This is a genomic window from Nonomuraea sp. NPDC049419 (genome assembly GCF_040676995.1).
GTDB lineage: Bacteria > Actinomycetota > Actinomycetes > Streptosporangiales > Streptosporangiaceae > Nonomuraea > Nonomuraea salmonea.
This window is the reverse complement of sequence record NZ_JBFAQB010000016.1, coordinates 46,588-60,866: the sequence shown is the minus strand read 5'-3', so window position 1 is coordinate 60,866 and position 14,279 is coordinate 46,588. Positions and strand designations below refer to the sequence as shown.

Sequence of the window (14,279 nt, the reverse complement as noted above, 5' to 3'; positions counted from 1 at the left end):
CGATGCGAATAAGATTCTAGTATTGAAATCTAGAAAGGATAAGGGCCTTTGGCGGCGACCACCCCGACCCTCGGCTACGCCTGGCGAACCCTGTCGGTCGTGAGCCTGGCCAGCGTCCTGACCGGGCTCGGCGGCAGTGCGATCAACGTCGCGCTCCCCGAGATCGCGCGGAACACCGGCGCCGACGCCACCGCGGCGAGCTGGATCCTCCTCGGCTACCAGTTGACCACGACCGTCCTCATGGTGGTATTCGGCAGGCTGGCCGACTTGTTCGGCAGGCGCAGGATGTACCTGCTGGGGCTGGCCACGTACACGGGGGCCGCGCTGCTCGCCGGGCTCGCCCCCAACGCCTGGCTGGTCGTCGCCATGCGGGTCGTGCAGGCGGCGGGCGCCGCCATGCTGCTCACCAACAGCGCGGCCCTGGTCAGCGATGCCTTCCCGCGCGAGCGGCTGGGCGAGGGCATGGGCGTGTACGTCGCCTCGTTCTCCATCGCCGGGCTGATCGGCCCCACGCTGGGCGGCGTGCTGGCCGAGAGCCTGGGCTGGCGGTGGGTGTTCTGGTTCAACGTGCCGATCGGGCTGCTCTGCCTGTTGTGGGGCTCGATCACGCTGCGCAGGACGGCGCCCGCCCGCCGCGACGGCGGGCTCGACGCGCCGGGCAGCCTGCTCGTGCTGCTGACGCTGGGCGGGCTGCTGCTGGCGCTGTCGGAGTTCACCAGGCTCGGCTGGCAGCATCCGCTGGTGCTCGGCGGCGCGGCGGCCTTCGTCGTGGGGCTGCCGCTGTTCGTGCTCAGGGAGCGCAGGGCCGCCCACCCCGTGGTGGACATGAGCCTCTTCCGCGAGCCGTCCTTCGCCTTCGGGACGCTCGCCTCGTTCCTCAACGCCGTCGCGCGGATGGGCATGGTCTTCCTGGTCGCGCTCTACTTCCAGGCCGTCCGCGGGGACGATCCCGTACAGGCCGGGCTCAAGGTGCTGCCGCTGGCCGTGGCCGCCCTGTGCGCCTCGGTCGTCTCCGGGTTCCTGCAGCGCCGCTTCAGCGCCCGCGCCCTCGCCGTCGCCGGGGCCGCGACGACCACCTGCGGCCTCGCGGTCATGATGGCGGTGATGTCCACGACGATGCCGTATCCGGCCGTCGCCACCGGGCTCGTGCTCATCGGCCTCGGCTCCGGAATCTTCCTGCCGTCCAACAACACCGCCATCCTCGACGGCCTGCCGTCGAACCGGCTCGGCATCGTCAACGCCATGCGGCTCATGCTGCAGAACACCGGCAACGTCGTCGGCACCGGCATGGTGCTGTCGATCCTCGTCGCGCCGCTGCCCGCCGCGCTGCACCAGCAGGTCTTCGCCGGCACGCTCGGCCTGCTCTCCGGCGAGGCGGTCGGGCAGCTCGTCACCGGCTACCGGTGGGCGCTCGGCACGATGGCCGCGGTGTCGGTGCTGACCGTGCTGACCTGCCTGGCCCGGCGCAAGGCCACCTGACGTGGCCCGGTACGGTGGCGGACGTGGATGAACCTTCCCCGGCCCGACGGCACATCTATCCCCGCGTGGTGAGATTCGGTGACATCGACTCCCAAGGTCATGTGAACAACGTGCGCTTCCTCGACTACCTCGAGGACGCGCGGTTCGGCATGTTGAGCATCGACCCGTACAACGAGGGTGCCGAGCCCTTCAAAGGGCTGGTCGTGACGCGTCACGAGATCGACTACCGGCGCCCGCTCGGCTTCCGCGCGGCGCCCGTACGCGTCGAGACCTGGGTGACGGAGATCCGGGCGGTACGGTTCACGCTGCGTTACGAGATCCGCGACGACGAGGACCTCTACGTGACCGCGAGGTCGGTGCTCGCGGCGTACGACGTCGAGCGGGCCGCGCCCCGCCGCCTGAGCGAGAGTGAGCTGGCCTACCTCAAGCGTTACGCCGAATGACGCGCCCCCGCCGATGAGAAGGGGCGCATGAAGCGGTGGTGGATGCTGGCGCTGGGCGTCAACGCGCACGCCAGCGTCACCCTGGGGCTGTTCGGACTGCCTCTGGTCATGCCCGAAATCTTGCGACATTTCGGTGTCTCGCTGCCGGTGGGTGGCCTGATAGGGAACGCCCCGGCGATCGGCATTCTCTGTGCCCTCGTCGCCTGGGGCGCGCTCGCCGACCGGCACGGCGAACGGCTCGTCTTGGGACTCGGCGTCGGCGTGGCCGCCGTGACGCTGGCCGCCGCCGCGTTCGCCGAGGCCGCCTGGGCCGTGATCGCGCTGCTCGCCCTGGCCGGCGCTGGCGGCTCCGCCGCGATGGTCGGCGGCGGCCGGATCGTGCTGCGCTGGTTCAGCCCGCCCGAGCGCGGCGTCGCCATGGGCGTGCGGCAGGTCTCCTTCACCCTCGGCATGGCGGCCGCCGCCTTCGTGCTGCCGCCCGTCGCCGCCGCCCACGGCCTGACCGGCGTGCTCCTGCTCTGCTCGGGGCTCAGCCTGCTGGCCGCCGTGCTGGCCGCGCTCTTCCTGGCCGAGCCGCCGCACGCGGCTCCCGAAAGCAGGGCGGCCGCGGCGGGCTCGCCGTACCGGCAGCCCGCGCTGTGGCGGGTGCACGCCACCAGCGCCCTGCACGCGGTGCCGCAGATCGTGGTCACCACGTACGGGGTGGACTGCCTGGTCACCTCCTACGGCTGGGACGGCGTCGCGGCGGGGCGGCTGTTCGGCGTGGCCGCGATCGGCGGCGCCGTGGTCCGCGTCGCGGCCGGTCGCTGGTCGGACAGGACCGGCCTGCGCATGCGTCCCCTGCTGCTGCTCACGCTCTGGAACCTCGCCGTGCTGGCCCTGCTCGTCGCCGGCGCGCTCACCGGAGCCGCGTTCGGCGTGGCCATGCTCGCGCTCGCCTCGGTGATGACCGTGGCGGGCAACGGCCTCGCCTACCTCACGGCCGGCGAACTGGCCGGACCCGGCTGGGCAGGCCGGGTGCTCGGCACCCACAACACCGTCCAGAACTCCGTCGCCCTCGTCGCCACCCCGCTCGCCGGCCTGCTCATCGAGGGCACCGGCTACTGGGCGGGCTTCGCCGCCGGCCTCGGCTGCGCGCTGGTCTCGCTGCCGGTCATCCCGCTGCGCGCGGACCGCTCATGACGCGCGGCGCAGCCACACCGCCGTGTCCTGCGGAAGCAGACCGCGCTTGAGCGGGCCGCTCGTCAGCAGCACCTCGGTGTGCTCGGGCAGATGTACGGGACCCGTGCCGCAGTTGAGTGCGCAGATCAGCGGACCCCGGGTGAAGAAAAGCGCTCCCTCGGGGGAATCAAGCCACTCCAAGGTGTAAGGAATCTCTCCCGCCAGCGCGCGGCGCAGCGCCAGGGCCCGCCGGTAGAACTCCAGCGTCGAGTCCGCCACCCCTTCCTGCTTCTCGACGCTCAGCTCCGCGAACCACTCCGGCTGCGGCAGCCACGGCTCCACCCCGCCCGGCGAGAACCCGTGGGACGGCGGATCGACCGTCCACGGGATCGGCACCCGGCACCCGTCGCGCCCCGGCAGCTCGCCCTTCGACCGGAAGAAGATGGGGTCCTGCCTGGCGTCGTCCGGCAGGTCGGTCACCTCCGGCAGCCCCAGCTCCTCGCCCTGGTAGAGGTAGGCGGAGCCGGGCAGGGCCAGCATCGTCAGCAGCGCCGCCCTGGCCCGCGCCAGGCCCGCGCCGGGCTCGTCCGTCCCGTAGCGGGTGCGGTGGCGTACGACGTCGTGGTTGGACAGCACCCACGTCGCGTACGGCACCGCCGCCAGCGTGTCGTCGATCACCTTGCGGAACGCGGTGGCCGACCACGGCGCCTCCAGCCAGGCGAAGTTGAAGCTCTGGTGCAGCTCGTCGGGGCGTACGTAGCGGGCGAGGTCCTCGGCGTCGTCGGTCCACACCTCGCCCACCGCCATCCGCTCCCCCGGGTAGGAGTCGAGCAGCCGCCGCCACTCGCGGTAGACGCCGTGCACCTCCGGCTGCCCCCACACCGGCGAGACCGAGGTGAACGACTGGTCGCGCACGTCGGGCAGCCCTTCCGCCTTGTAGAGCCCCATCGCCACGTCGATGCGGAACCCGTCGACGCCGCGCTCCAGCCAGAAGCGCAGCACGTCGAGGAACTCCTCGTGCACCTCGCGGTTGCGCCAGTTGAAGTCGGGCTGCTCGGGCGCGAACAGATGCAGGTAGTACTGCCCGTCGGGCGCCTGCGTCCAGGCGGGCCCGCTGAAGGTGGACTTCCAGTTGTTGGTGTGGTCGCGGAAGATGTAGCGGTCGCGGCCCACCCCGCGCAGCGCCTCCTGGAACCAGGGATGCGCCGACGAGCTGTGGTTGGGCACGACGTCCACGAGCACCCGCAGCCCCAGCTCGTGCGCCTGCGTCACCAGCGCGTCGAAGTCGTCCAGTGAGCCGAACATCGGATCGACGCCGCGGTAGTCGGCCACGTCGTAGCCGCCGTCGGCCATGGGGGAGGGGTAGAACGGGGTCAGCCAGATGGCGTCCACGCCCAGCCGCCGCAGATAGGGCAGGCGCTCGCGGATGCCGGCGAGATCGCCGACGCCGTCTCCCGAGGCGTCGGCGAAGCTGCGGACATAGATCTCGTAGACGACTGCGTCACGCCACCAGGGGATATCCATGTGGCGTGTCATGCCCCGTTATGTGGGGGAGTTCACCAGGCTGTGGGCCGCGTAGACCAGATAGTCCCAGAGCCGCTTGTCCTGCTCCTCCGGCAGATCGAGCGAGTCGACCGCGTCACGCATGTGCCGCAGCCAGGCGTCGCGCTCGGGCTCGCCGATGACGAACGGCATGTGCCGCATGCGCAGCCGGGGGTGGCCGCGCTGCTCGCTGTAGGTCTTGGGACCGCCCCAGTATTGGACCAGGAAACCGCGCAGCCGCTCTTCCGCGCCCGTGAGATCGGGCTCCGGATAGAGCGGCCGCAGCAGCGGGTCTTCCGCGACCCCCTCATAGAAGCGGTGTACGAGGCGCCGGAACGTCTCCTCGCCCCCGACGGCGTCGTAAAAGGAGGTCTCTGTCACGATCCCTAGCTTAGGCGCTGCCCACCAGCTGAATGCCCGCGGTGTCGAGCGCCGACTTGACCCGCAGCCGCATCTCGCGCGCCACCTCGGACTGCGCCGACGGCAGCGTCTTGGTGGTGATGCGGAACACCAGCGAGCTGTCGGACAGCTGCTCGACGCCGTAGACCTGCGGCTCTTCGACGATCTTGCTCTCGCGCAGCTCGGAGTCGGCCCACATCTCCTCGGCCACCTGCTCGAGCAGCACCTTCACGCCCACCACGTCGGCGTCGTACGCCACAGGGACGTCCATGTACGCCCGCGACCACCCCTGCGACTCGTTGCCGACCCGGGTGATCGTGCCGTTGCGGATGTACCACACGCGGCCGTCGGCGTCGCGCAGCCGGGTGATGCGCAGGGTGACCGCCTCGACGGTGCCCACGGCGGCGCCCGTGTCGATCACGTCGCCGACGCCGTACTGGTCCTCCAGCAGCATGAACATGCCGGCGATGAAGTCCTTCACCAGCTCCTGCGCGCCGAAGCCGACCGCGACGCCGAGGATGCCGACGCTGGTCAGCAGGGGCGCGATCGGGATGGTCAGCCGGTCGAGCACGGTCAGCGCCGCAGTGCCGAGCACCACGATCGAGGCGACGTGCTTGAGCACCGACCCCATGGTCTCGGCCCGCTGCTTGCGCCGCTCGTGCAGCAGCGCGTCGATGCCGTCGGGAGCGGCTCCCTTGCGGAACCGGCTCGTGATCGAACCACCCGTGGCCGCTCTGTTGACCACCCTCGTGATGATCCGGTGCGCGACGTTCCGCAGAACGAAGGCGAGCACGAGGATCAGGACGATGGTTATCGCGCTGGACACCAGGGGCGCCCAGGGCTCGTTGCCGAACACCCTGACCAGGGTAGAGCAAAGGACCGTGTCACTTTGGCAGACAGCGGACATTTGCGTGGTCATCGAATCCACGTCCGGCAGCAGCGACGGAGACGCGGATGGTGGTGCCGGCGTCACCAGCAGTAACACTATGGTGGATCCCCTCCGGAAGCGGTTCGGTCGCCTATTGGACCGTTTCGATCCAAAAATACCGCTGACCGAACCGCCCGCCGTCACATCACGCCGGGGAAGACGGGGTCGCCGGCTCTCTGGGCCGCGGAGGGAGAGAGACGGCGCTCCGATGACGGACGGCTCGGAACGGGACACGCACCCGGAAGCGTGTCCCGAGCCGGTTCCGGGAGGGATCCCCCGAACACCCGCCCGGTGATGCGGGCGGGGGGTCTGAGAGCCCGTACGGCGGGCGGCGCCGTACGGACGAGCCTCACAGGGAGGCCATGACGAGGCATGTGACGTGCGGCCGGCCGGAACCGGCGGGGTGACCAAGGGCCCGGGCACGCCGGAGCCCCTCCGCACCGGTCACCCCGCCGGCTCCCAGAAGCCGCCGCGGGTCGCGGTGAGCCGCGGTGGCTGCGCTCCACCCGGATCACCACGCCGTTCACTCACCCGCGACGGCGAGCACGCGGGCGACCTTGTTCGCCGCACCGGCCGGGTCGTCGGCCGTGTGCATCCGGTCGCCCCAGGACCAGCAGTACCACCAGGCCGAGACCTCCGAGACGGCGGCCGGGCGGCACGTGACGTTCTCGGAAAGGCTCGTGGCGTCCGGGTTGATCACCCGGACGAAGGTGCGCCCGCTCTGGGTCCGGACCACTCGTGCGAGCAGCCCGCGAGCGCCGAGTTCGGTCACCAGACGCTCAAGGTGCTCGAAGTTGTCGTCCCCCACCGTTCGTCCCTCCCTTGGGAATCGTTGCCGGTGCGCCAAAGATGGCCCAAGTCAAGGGTTCGCGCAACGGGGCTGTTTGCTCACGGGGAGTCGCTTCTCACTCATGGGTTGTAAGAAACAGTCCTCGGGAGGACGATCCTTAACCGTAGGCTCCCTATCGGCGTTTCCCATCCCGTCGTCATTGCTTCATAGTCATGGGTAGGCGTACAGCGACTTGAGGACTACGCTGAGTCACCAGTTGCGGACCGGTCGAGACTTGTGTGAGAGGGGCCGGGATGTCCGGCAGACAGCACCGAGAGACGGAGATCGCCCGGCGGATCAGGGCCAGGGGCCTCGCCGCCGGGCGCACGTCGGCTCAGATAGCTGATGAGATCCACGAGGCGTGCACGGCGCAGTTCAGCACGACCCGCATCAAGGCGCATCGACTGGCCTACGGGATCGCGCTGGCCGACGTCATCGAACAGGTGAGGGCTCTGTTCGAGCGCGACTCCAAGCCGATGCCCGGCATCGGAGAGACCCTGTTGTCAGCGTACGAGAGCGGGCTGAAACGCCCGGGCCCGGAATACCTGCATTATCTGTGCACGGTCTACCGGGTCGAGCCGATCGCCCTGGGCTATGACGCGCCCTGCATCTGCGGCCACGGCCACCGCATGCCGGGCGTCGTCGGCGGTGACTCCAAGGACCGCTGCCAGCAGCAGGATCGCGAGCTGATGATCAAGCCGGTGGAGCCCGAGCCCGACGCCGAGGAGGACGAGAACATCCTCCGGCGCACCCTCTTAAACCTCCTCAACACCGACGCCAAGGGCACGGAGCTGGACGGGCCGGTGCTGGGGGCGTGCGAGGGCATCCGGCGCAGGATGGACGAGACGCTGGTCTCGGCCACGGTCTCCGCCGCGATGCTCGACCAGTGGGAGGAGGCGACGGTCAGCTTCGGCCGCCAGTACACGACGACGGCGCCGCTGCGGCTGCTGTGCGACGTGCTGCTGGAGCTGAGCGCCGTACGCACGGCGATGTCCCGCCGCCAGCCGATCGACCTGCAGGAGCGGCTGTGCAGGATGGCCGCCCAGCTGTCCGGCCTGAGCGGGATGATCCTCATCAACCTGGGCGATCACCGGCTGGCCCGCTCGTTCTTCCGCACCGGCCGCACCGCCGCCGACGAGACCGGCGACCGGGCGCTGCGGGCGTGGATCTGCGCGCGCGAGTCGCTCGTGCCGCTCTACTTCGGCGACGCCCGCGAGGCGCTCAACCTCGCCAAGAAGAGCCGCGACATGGCCGGCTCCACGCCCTGCCCGGCGCAGGCCATGGCTCCGGTCGTCGAGGCCAGGGCGCTGGCCGCGCTGGCCGGCAACGACAACAAGAAGGAGATCGTCGACCAGGCCAAGCGTGCTCTCGCGCGGGCCAGGAACGCCTTCTCCCACATGAAGGCCGAAGACCGCGAAGACGTCGCCTTCGGCTACACCGAGAAGCAGCTCTACTTCTACCAGGGCGACGTGCTCACCAAGCTGGGCCAGACGATCGAGGCGGAGGTCGTGCTCGACCAGGCGCTCGGCAAATACGAAGACCACATCCTCGACCAGACGCTCATCCGGCTCGACCAGGCTCAGTGCAAGCTGCTCGACGGTGACGTCCGGGAGGCGGTGGCCATCGCGACCAAGGCGCTCAGCCTGGTCCCCGCCGACTACCTCACCGACCTCATCGTGCGTCCCGCGATCCTGCTCGGAGAGCGGCTCAAGGTGGCGAACGCTCCTGACCTGGATGAGTATCTGGCGCAGCTTCGACGACCCAAACAGCACCAGATGCAAGGGGGCGATGCATGAAGCTGGAGATCAGGCGCTATCGCTGGTCGGATCTCGACACCCTGCTCGCGCTCCACCGGATCTGCCTCGCCGAGGTGGGCCTGGTCCCGGGTGACGGCGTCTACTATGACGACGACTTCCCGCGGATCCAGGAGATCTACCTCGCCTGCGGCGGTGACTTCCTGGTGGGCGAGGTGGGCTCACGGATCGTGGCGATGGGCGGGCTGAAACCCGTCGACACCGCCACGGCCGAGGTCTGCAGGCTGCGGGTGCATCCGGAGTTCCAGCGGCGCGGGTTCGGGGCGGCCATGCTGGCCGCGATCGAGCGGCGCGCGGTGGAGCTCGGCTTCCAGCGCGTACGCGGCGACACCACGCTCAACCAGGAGGCCGCGCTGGCGCTCTACCAGCGCCGCGGATGGCGTGAGCTCTCCCGCGAGCGGGTCGGCGAGCTCACCGTGATCTACGGGGAGAAACGGCTGGTCCCGCGCGCCGTAATAGAACGCTAGCCGGCGCCACCCCCAACGGCCCCATCCACCCCCTCCTGGGGCCGCTGCCTCCGACTTTCCCGGTGAAGCCACCCGGGAGCACCGGCGTGACATCCCCGCCGGCTCTATTTCCGGACATTCCACGGCCTCGGCATGCCAGGTCCGTATCTCAAGCAGGAAATGTCCGATCATGCCGTATCGGCCCCCGCGGATAAGGTTGTACGAACCCGCGGGTGAGGCTCTTACCACTGAGGTGTAAGCAAGCCTCACCGGCTGCTCCCTGTACATCTGACGTCGCGAATAGTAGTGCCATGCTTTCTCCATGGCAGGTGTGCCCGCTTCCCGCCCCCTACTGGGAGCCGTGCTTCTGTTGTTCGTCAGTGCCGCATGGGGGTCGGCGTTCCCGCTGATGAAAGACCTCATTCTCCGTTTACCGGTGGAGGATCTGCTCGCCGAGCGCTATCTCGTCGCGGGGCTCACGCTGCTCGTCATCAGGCCACGGGGGCTGCGGGGGATGTCGTGGAGTTCCTGGCTGCACGGCGTGCTGCTGGGGGTGCTGTTCGGGCTCGGGCAGGCGGCTCAGGCGGTGGCGCTGGACAGCCTGCCGTCGGCGGTGTCGGGGTTCGCGGTGGGGTGCAGCGTGATCATCACGCCGATCCTGACGCTGGTGCTGTTCCGCCAGCGGGTGGCGCGGCGGATCTGGGCGGGGGTGGTGCTCGCGCTGGCAGGCATGGGGGTGTTCGCGTTCGTCCGCGGCATGAACACCGACGACATGTCGCTGCCGGCGCTGGGGGTCACGCTCCTCGCCGCGGCGCTGTACTCGGGCCACACGCTCTTCCTGGCCCATCTGTCCAAGCGGCCGTCGGGCTTTCCCGCGTACGGGCTGACCACCGTGCAGTTGCTCACCATCGGGGTGCTGACCGGCTGCTTCGCCGTACGCGACGGGATCACCCTGCCGGCCGGCCTGCCCGACTGGACGATCCTCGCCCACCTGTCGGTGGTGTCGTGCGCGCTGGGCTTCCTGGCCCGCTCGTACGGGCAGAAGTACCTGTCGGCGATGCCGAGCCAGATCCTCATGTCGACCCAGCCCGTGTGGGTGGCGGCGATCGCGGTGATCTGGTTCGACGAGCCGATGGGCTGGGGCATGATCGTGGGCGGCGTGCTGATGGGCGGGGCGACGTTGTTCGCGCTACCGTCACGCTCCGTGACCAGGCGCGACGACGGCGGCCGGCGCCACCTGCTGACGATCGCCCGCAGGGCCGCGCACGCGCTGGCCGAGCAGCGGGTCAAGCGGGAGGACCGGCTGCGGTTGCAGAGCGGGCCCGTGCCCTATCTCGCCGCCAGCGCCTGTACGGACGCCGCGTCCTGCCCCTGGCAGACTCACTCGCTCAAGGGCGGCGCGGAGCCGAGCCTCGAACGGCTGCTCAACCGGGCCACTCGCATCGTGCGGGCCAAGAACGGGCCGGGGTGCTGCCAGTCGGTCACGTTGCTCGGGCGGTGCCTGTGCGATCTCATGGAGGATTCCGAGCAGCAGGCCCATACCACAGGATTGCAGCGGTGGTTTCGCTCCGAATAGGTTAGACATACTATTCGAAAGGCAAGTGCATTTTATCCATTAGCCTCCCACTTATTCGGAATAAACCTTGCTATTCGGTGAGGTGCCCTAATAATGGGTGATTAGCCCCGAGTGGAGAGGCACGTCATGAAGCGCATCGTCGTCCGCAAGCCTGGTACCGCGAGGCTCGCAGGGACCTCCAGCGTCATTCACAAGGGGTGACTGAGGAGAGGTCCCACCTCAAGGTCCTGGGCGATCCACCCGTCCTAACCGGGGCCGCGCGGCCGGAGCTGCCGATGATCGACGCGCATCGACGGCCGCGCGGCCCTTACGCCTTCGCCGCCGTCCTGCTGAGCCACCTGGTACCGGCGGCCATGCGGGACTTCCCCGATCTGGTGGCCGCGCACGACATCGAGATCCTGGCGGTGGCGCCCGAGCTGGCCGGCCTGGTCAAGACGCGGGTCAAGGCGCTGAGGGGCACGATCGACGCCGGGCTCTCCGACGAGGAGCGCATCCTCGTCCCCGCGCCCCGCCGTACGCTGCGGCTGGCCAACGGAATCGCCGAGTTCGTCCGCGACGCCGTGCCGCCGGGTTCGTCCGTCATGGTGTGCAACGCCGCCGCCGCCGACCCCACCGACACCGAGCTGATCGACGTGCTGATGCGGCGGGTGCCGCCCGCAGTCCTAGCGATCACCGTCTACTCCGGCGGCCCTGAACCTCCGCAGGACCACCGCGACCCGGGTGAGCTGTGGGAGCTCGTGGACCGGTGCATGCGCGAGGGGTTCCTGCACGCCGTGGCCGAGCTGGGCGAGCTCGGCATGGCGGCCACGGAGCCGGGCGGCGACCCGTGGTGGCGCTTCGCGCAGCGCACCGCCACCGCACTCGGCGGCCTCGGGCGCACCGCGCAGGCCCGCGCCCTCTGGGACCGCGTACGCCTGGCCAGCCAGGACCCGGCCATGCACGCCGCCGCCGCGTACGGCACCGCCATGCTCGACGCCCGCCACCCCGACCCCGCCCAGCGCGACCTGACCCGCGCCCGTGCCTGGCTCAACCTCGCCATCGCCATCTCCCGCCTGCTGCCCGACCCCGCGGAACGTGCCTTCAAGCTCGGCTTCGACCGCAACGGGCTGGCGCTCGTCGAGCTGCGCGAAGGCCGGGCGGACGCCGCGCTGGCCCTCGTCGAGTCCGCCGTCGAGCTGGCCGGGCAGCTCGGCCCGCGGCACCCCGTGCACCGGATGGTGCTGCTGGCCAACAGGGCCCAGCTGCTGGCCGGACGCGGGCAGGTCAAGGAGGCGCTGGAGGACTACGCCGCCGCCATCGCCCTCGACCCGGGCTTTCCCGACTATTACCTGGAACGCGGCAACCTGCTCTTCCGGCTCGGCCGCCACGACGAGGCCCTGGCCGACTTCGAGCGCGCCATCGACGCCGGGCCGCCGCTGCCCGAGGGGTACTACAACCGGGCGGAGCTGCGTACGGTGCGGGGCGACACCGACGGCGCCCTGGCCGACCTGGGGCACGTGATCGAGCTCGACCCCTCCTACCTCGACGCCTACATCAACCGCGCGGGCCTGCTGGCCGCGCTCGACCGGGACGAGGACGCCAGGGCCGACGTCGAGGCGGGGCTGGCGCTCGCGCCCGGCAACCCGCACCTGCTCACCGTGCTCGGCCAGCTGGAGACGGCCGCCGGCCGCATGGCCGAGGCCGCCGACGCGCTCGACCGCGCCGTTGAAGGCGCCCCCGACCTCGCCGCCGCCTGGGGCAACCGGGGCATCCTGCGCTACGCGACCGGCGACCTGGAGGGCGCGATCGCCGACCTCACCCGGGCCATCGCCCTGCAGCCCCAGCCCGACCTGTACGCCAACCGCGCCGTCGCCCTGCGCACCCTCGGCCGCCACGCGGAGGCCGAGGCCGACGACCACCGGGCCGCCCAGCCCTGACTTCCGCCGCCGGGTGGCAGCATGAGGGGCATGACGGGGCGAATCGGGCGGGCCGCGGCGGTGTGCGCGGTGCTCGGCGTGTGGTGGTGGGCGAGCGTGCGGCTGGCCTGGACGGGCGTCGGCTGCGCGGACCGGGGATGCCTGGTGCCGTCGATCGCCGTGCTCGTGGTGATCAGCCTGGCCGGGCTGGCGGGGGCGGCGTACGCGCTGGACCGGGTGGACGTGCGGCCGGCGCGGCGGGTGGCGCTGGTCGCGGTGGGGGCGTTCGTGGTGATCAGGATCGCGGCGGAGGCCGTGCCGTCGTGGACGTCCACGCTCGCGCACGTGGTGGCGACCGGCGCTGCGTTCGCGGCGGCGGGGGCGCTGGCGGCCCTGATGACGGAGCCGAGGGCGGCGCGCGGGGCGCGGATCGCCGCGTTCACCGTCGTGGCCGCCCTGATACCCGCCGCGCTGGCCGCCGCACTCACCCTGTACGACCTGTGACCCCTTGACAGCAGCCCCCTGATGGCGGACGTTCCGTATACGGAACCCCATCCTTCACGGAGGTGCTGCCATGCGCCCCAACTCCCGTTTCGCGCACGTCCAGCCGTTCGACATCGACCGGGTGGCGGCCGAGGCCGGCGCCGACCCCGACGTCCTGCGCCTGGAGAACCTCGACACCGACGTCCCGCCGCCGCCCGCCGCCGTCGAGGCCACCCGGAGGTCGCTGGAGGAGGGCACGGGCAACAGCTGGCTGCCCTTCACCGGCCTGCCCGAGCTGCGCGAGGCCGTCGCGGACGACCTGCGGCGGCGCACCGGGCTCGGTTACGACCCGCTGCGCCAGATCACGATCACCTCGGGCGGCACGTCGGCGGTCATGCCGGTGCTGCTCGCCACCACCGAGCCCGGCGACCCGGTGGTGCTCACCGACCCGACGTACGCGGGCCTGCTCCAGCGCGTCCGCCTGTCCGGCGCGAACCCCCATCTCGTGCCGCTGCGCGTCCACGACGGCCACTGGCGGCTCGACCGCGAGGCGCTGTCGCAGGTGCGGACGGCGGCGGCACTGCTGCTGATGAGCCCGTCGATGCCGTCGGGTGTGGTGCTCGACCATGACGACTGGGCGGCGGTGGCGCAGGTGTGCGAGCGCACCGGCGCGTACCTGATCTACGACGCGGCCATGGAGCGCATCGTCTTCGACGGCCACCCGCTGATCCACCCGTGCCGGGTGGACGGCCTGGGGGAGCGGACGATCATCATCGGCTCGATGTCGAAGGAGTACCGCATGATCGGCTGGCGCATCGGCTGGGTGGCCGGCCCGGCCGGCATCATGTCCCGGATCATGGTCGCGGGCATCTACAACACGACCGTGGCCAGCGGTTTCCACCAGTTCGGCGCCGCCGCCGCGCTCAGGGAGCCGTCGGGGGTCGCCGAGGCGGTGGCCGAGTACCAGGCGCGCCACGAGACGGTGGCCGCGCAGCTCGCCCACCTGCCGCTGGTACGGGCCGGCGGCGGCTGGTCCTGCCTGGTGGACGCCGACGCCATGGGCCTGTCCGCGCCCGAGCTGTCGGCCCGCCTCCTCGAACGCGGCAGGATCGCCGCCACCCCCATGACGGCGTGGGGCGAGCACGTGGCGCCCCGCTACGTCCGCCTGGTCTTCAGCAACGAGCCCGTCAAGCGCCTGTCCGAGCTGCGCTCCCGCTTCGCCGCCGCCCTGGAATGAGGCCCTGGAATGAGGCACTGGAGTGAGCGTGTGGCATGGCGGGAGCA

Annotated in this window: 13 protein-coding genes; 9 read left to right on the top strand and 4 right to left on the bottom strand. The window is 70.8% G+C overall.

Annotated features, from left to right (window positions below):
- Positions 1-48: 48 nt before the first annotated feature.
- The 3 genes from AB0K12_RS34805 to AB0K12_RS34795 all read left to right on the top strand — a co-directional run bounded on the left by AB0K12_RS34805 (position 49) and on the right by AB0K12_RS34795 (position 3,104).
- Positions 49-1,479, top strand: coding sequence for an MFS transporter (locus AB0K12_RS34805; protein ID WP_364570981.1), 1,431 nt, complete (start codon positions 49-51; stop codon positions 1,477-1,479).
- A gap of 68 nt (positions 1,480-1,547) precedes the next feature.
- A complete protein-coding gene (locus tag AB0K12_RS34800) occupies positions 1,548-1,922 on the top strand; it encodes a thioesterase family protein (RefSeq protein WP_364570979.1) in 375 nt (124 codons plus the stop codon).
- A gap of 27 nt (positions 1,923-1,949) precedes the next feature.
- On the top strand, positions 1,950-3,104 hold the full coding sequence (locus AB0K12_RS34795) for an MFS transporter (protein ID WP_364570977.1): 1,155 nt from the start codon (positions 1,950-1,952) through the stop codon (positions 3,102-3,104).
- On the opposite strand, the gene AB0K12_RS34790 is transcribed toward AB0K12_RS34795, so the two are convergent.
- The 4 genes from AB0K12_RS34790 to AB0K12_RS34775 form a co-directional block, all read right to left on the bottom strand.
- On the bottom strand, positions 3,099-4,607 hold the full coding sequence (locus AB0K12_RS34790; protein WP_364570975.1) for a glycoside hydrolase family 13 protein: 1,509 nt from the start codon (positions 4,605-4,607) through the stop codon (positions 3,099-3,101). The genes AB0K12_RS34795 and AB0K12_RS34790 overlap by 6 nt on opposite strands.
- Positions 4,608-4,625: 18 nt before the next feature.
- On the bottom strand, positions 4,626-5,006 hold the full coding sequence (locus tag AB0K12_RS34785; protein WP_364381334.1) for a globin: 381 nt from the start codon (positions 5,004-5,006) through the stop codon (positions 4,626-4,628).
- A 10-nt stretch (positions 5,007-5,016) separates the two neighbouring features.
- Positions 5,017-5,880, bottom strand: coding sequence for a mechanosensitive ion channel family protein (locus tag AB0K12_RS34780; RefSeq protein ID WP_345388096.1), 864 nt, complete (start codon positions 5,878-5,880; stop codon positions 5,017-5,019).
- A 595-nt stretch (positions 5,881-6,475) separates the two neighbouring features.
- Complete coding sequence (locus tag AB0K12_RS34775; RefSeq protein WP_355420113.1) at positions 6,476-6,760, bottom strand: hypothetical protein; 285 nt, start codon at positions 6,758-6,760, stop codon at positions 6,476-6,478.
- A 275-nt stretch (positions 6,761-7,035) separates the two neighbouring features.
- On the opposite strand from AB0K12_RS34775, the gene AB0K12_RS34770 reads away from it, so the two are divergent.
- From AB0K12_RS34770 to AB0K12_RS34745, 6 genes are all read left to right on the top strand, one after another.
- Positions 7,036-8,577 carry an XRE family transcriptional regulator gene (locus AB0K12_RS34770; protein WP_364570971.1) on the top strand — a complete coding sequence of 514 codons (1,542 nt, stop codon included), beginning with the start codon at positions 7,036-7,038 and terminating at the stop codon, positions 8,575-8,577.
- Positions 8,574-9,062, top strand: a complete 489-nt coding sequence (locus tag AB0K12_RS34765) for a GNAT family N-acetyltransferase (protein ID WP_364570969.1) — start codon at positions 8,574-8,576, stop codon at positions 9,060-9,062. Before AB0K12_RS34770 ends, AB0K12_RS34765 begins: the two co-directional genes overlap by 4 nt.
- Positions 9,063-9,363: 301 nt before the next feature.
- The gene (locus tag AB0K12_RS34760) at positions 9,364-10,617 is read left to right on the top strand and encodes a DMT family transporter (protein WP_364570967.1); all 1,254 of its coding nucleotides are present in this window, start codon (positions 9,364-9,366) and stop codon (positions 10,615-10,617) included.
- A 197-nt stretch (positions 10,618-10,814) separates the two neighbouring features.
- A complete protein-coding gene (locus tag AB0K12_RS34755; RefSeq protein WP_364570965.1) occupies positions 10,815-12,533 on the top strand; it encodes a tetratricopeptide repeat protein in 1,719 nt (572 codons plus the stop codon).
- 30 nt (positions 12,534-12,563) lie between these two features.
- Positions 12,564-13,016, top strand: a complete 453-nt coding sequence (locus tag AB0K12_RS34750; protein WP_364570963.1) for a hypothetical protein — start codon at positions 12,564-12,566, stop codon at positions 13,014-13,016.
- 70 nt (positions 13,017-13,086) lie between these two features.
- Positions 13,087-14,232, top strand: coding sequence for a pyridoxal phosphate-dependent aminotransferase (locus AB0K12_RS34745; protein WP_364570961.1), 1,146 nt, complete (start codon positions 13,087-13,089; stop codon positions 14,230-14,232).
- Positions 14,233-14,279: the final 47 nt, after the last annotated feature.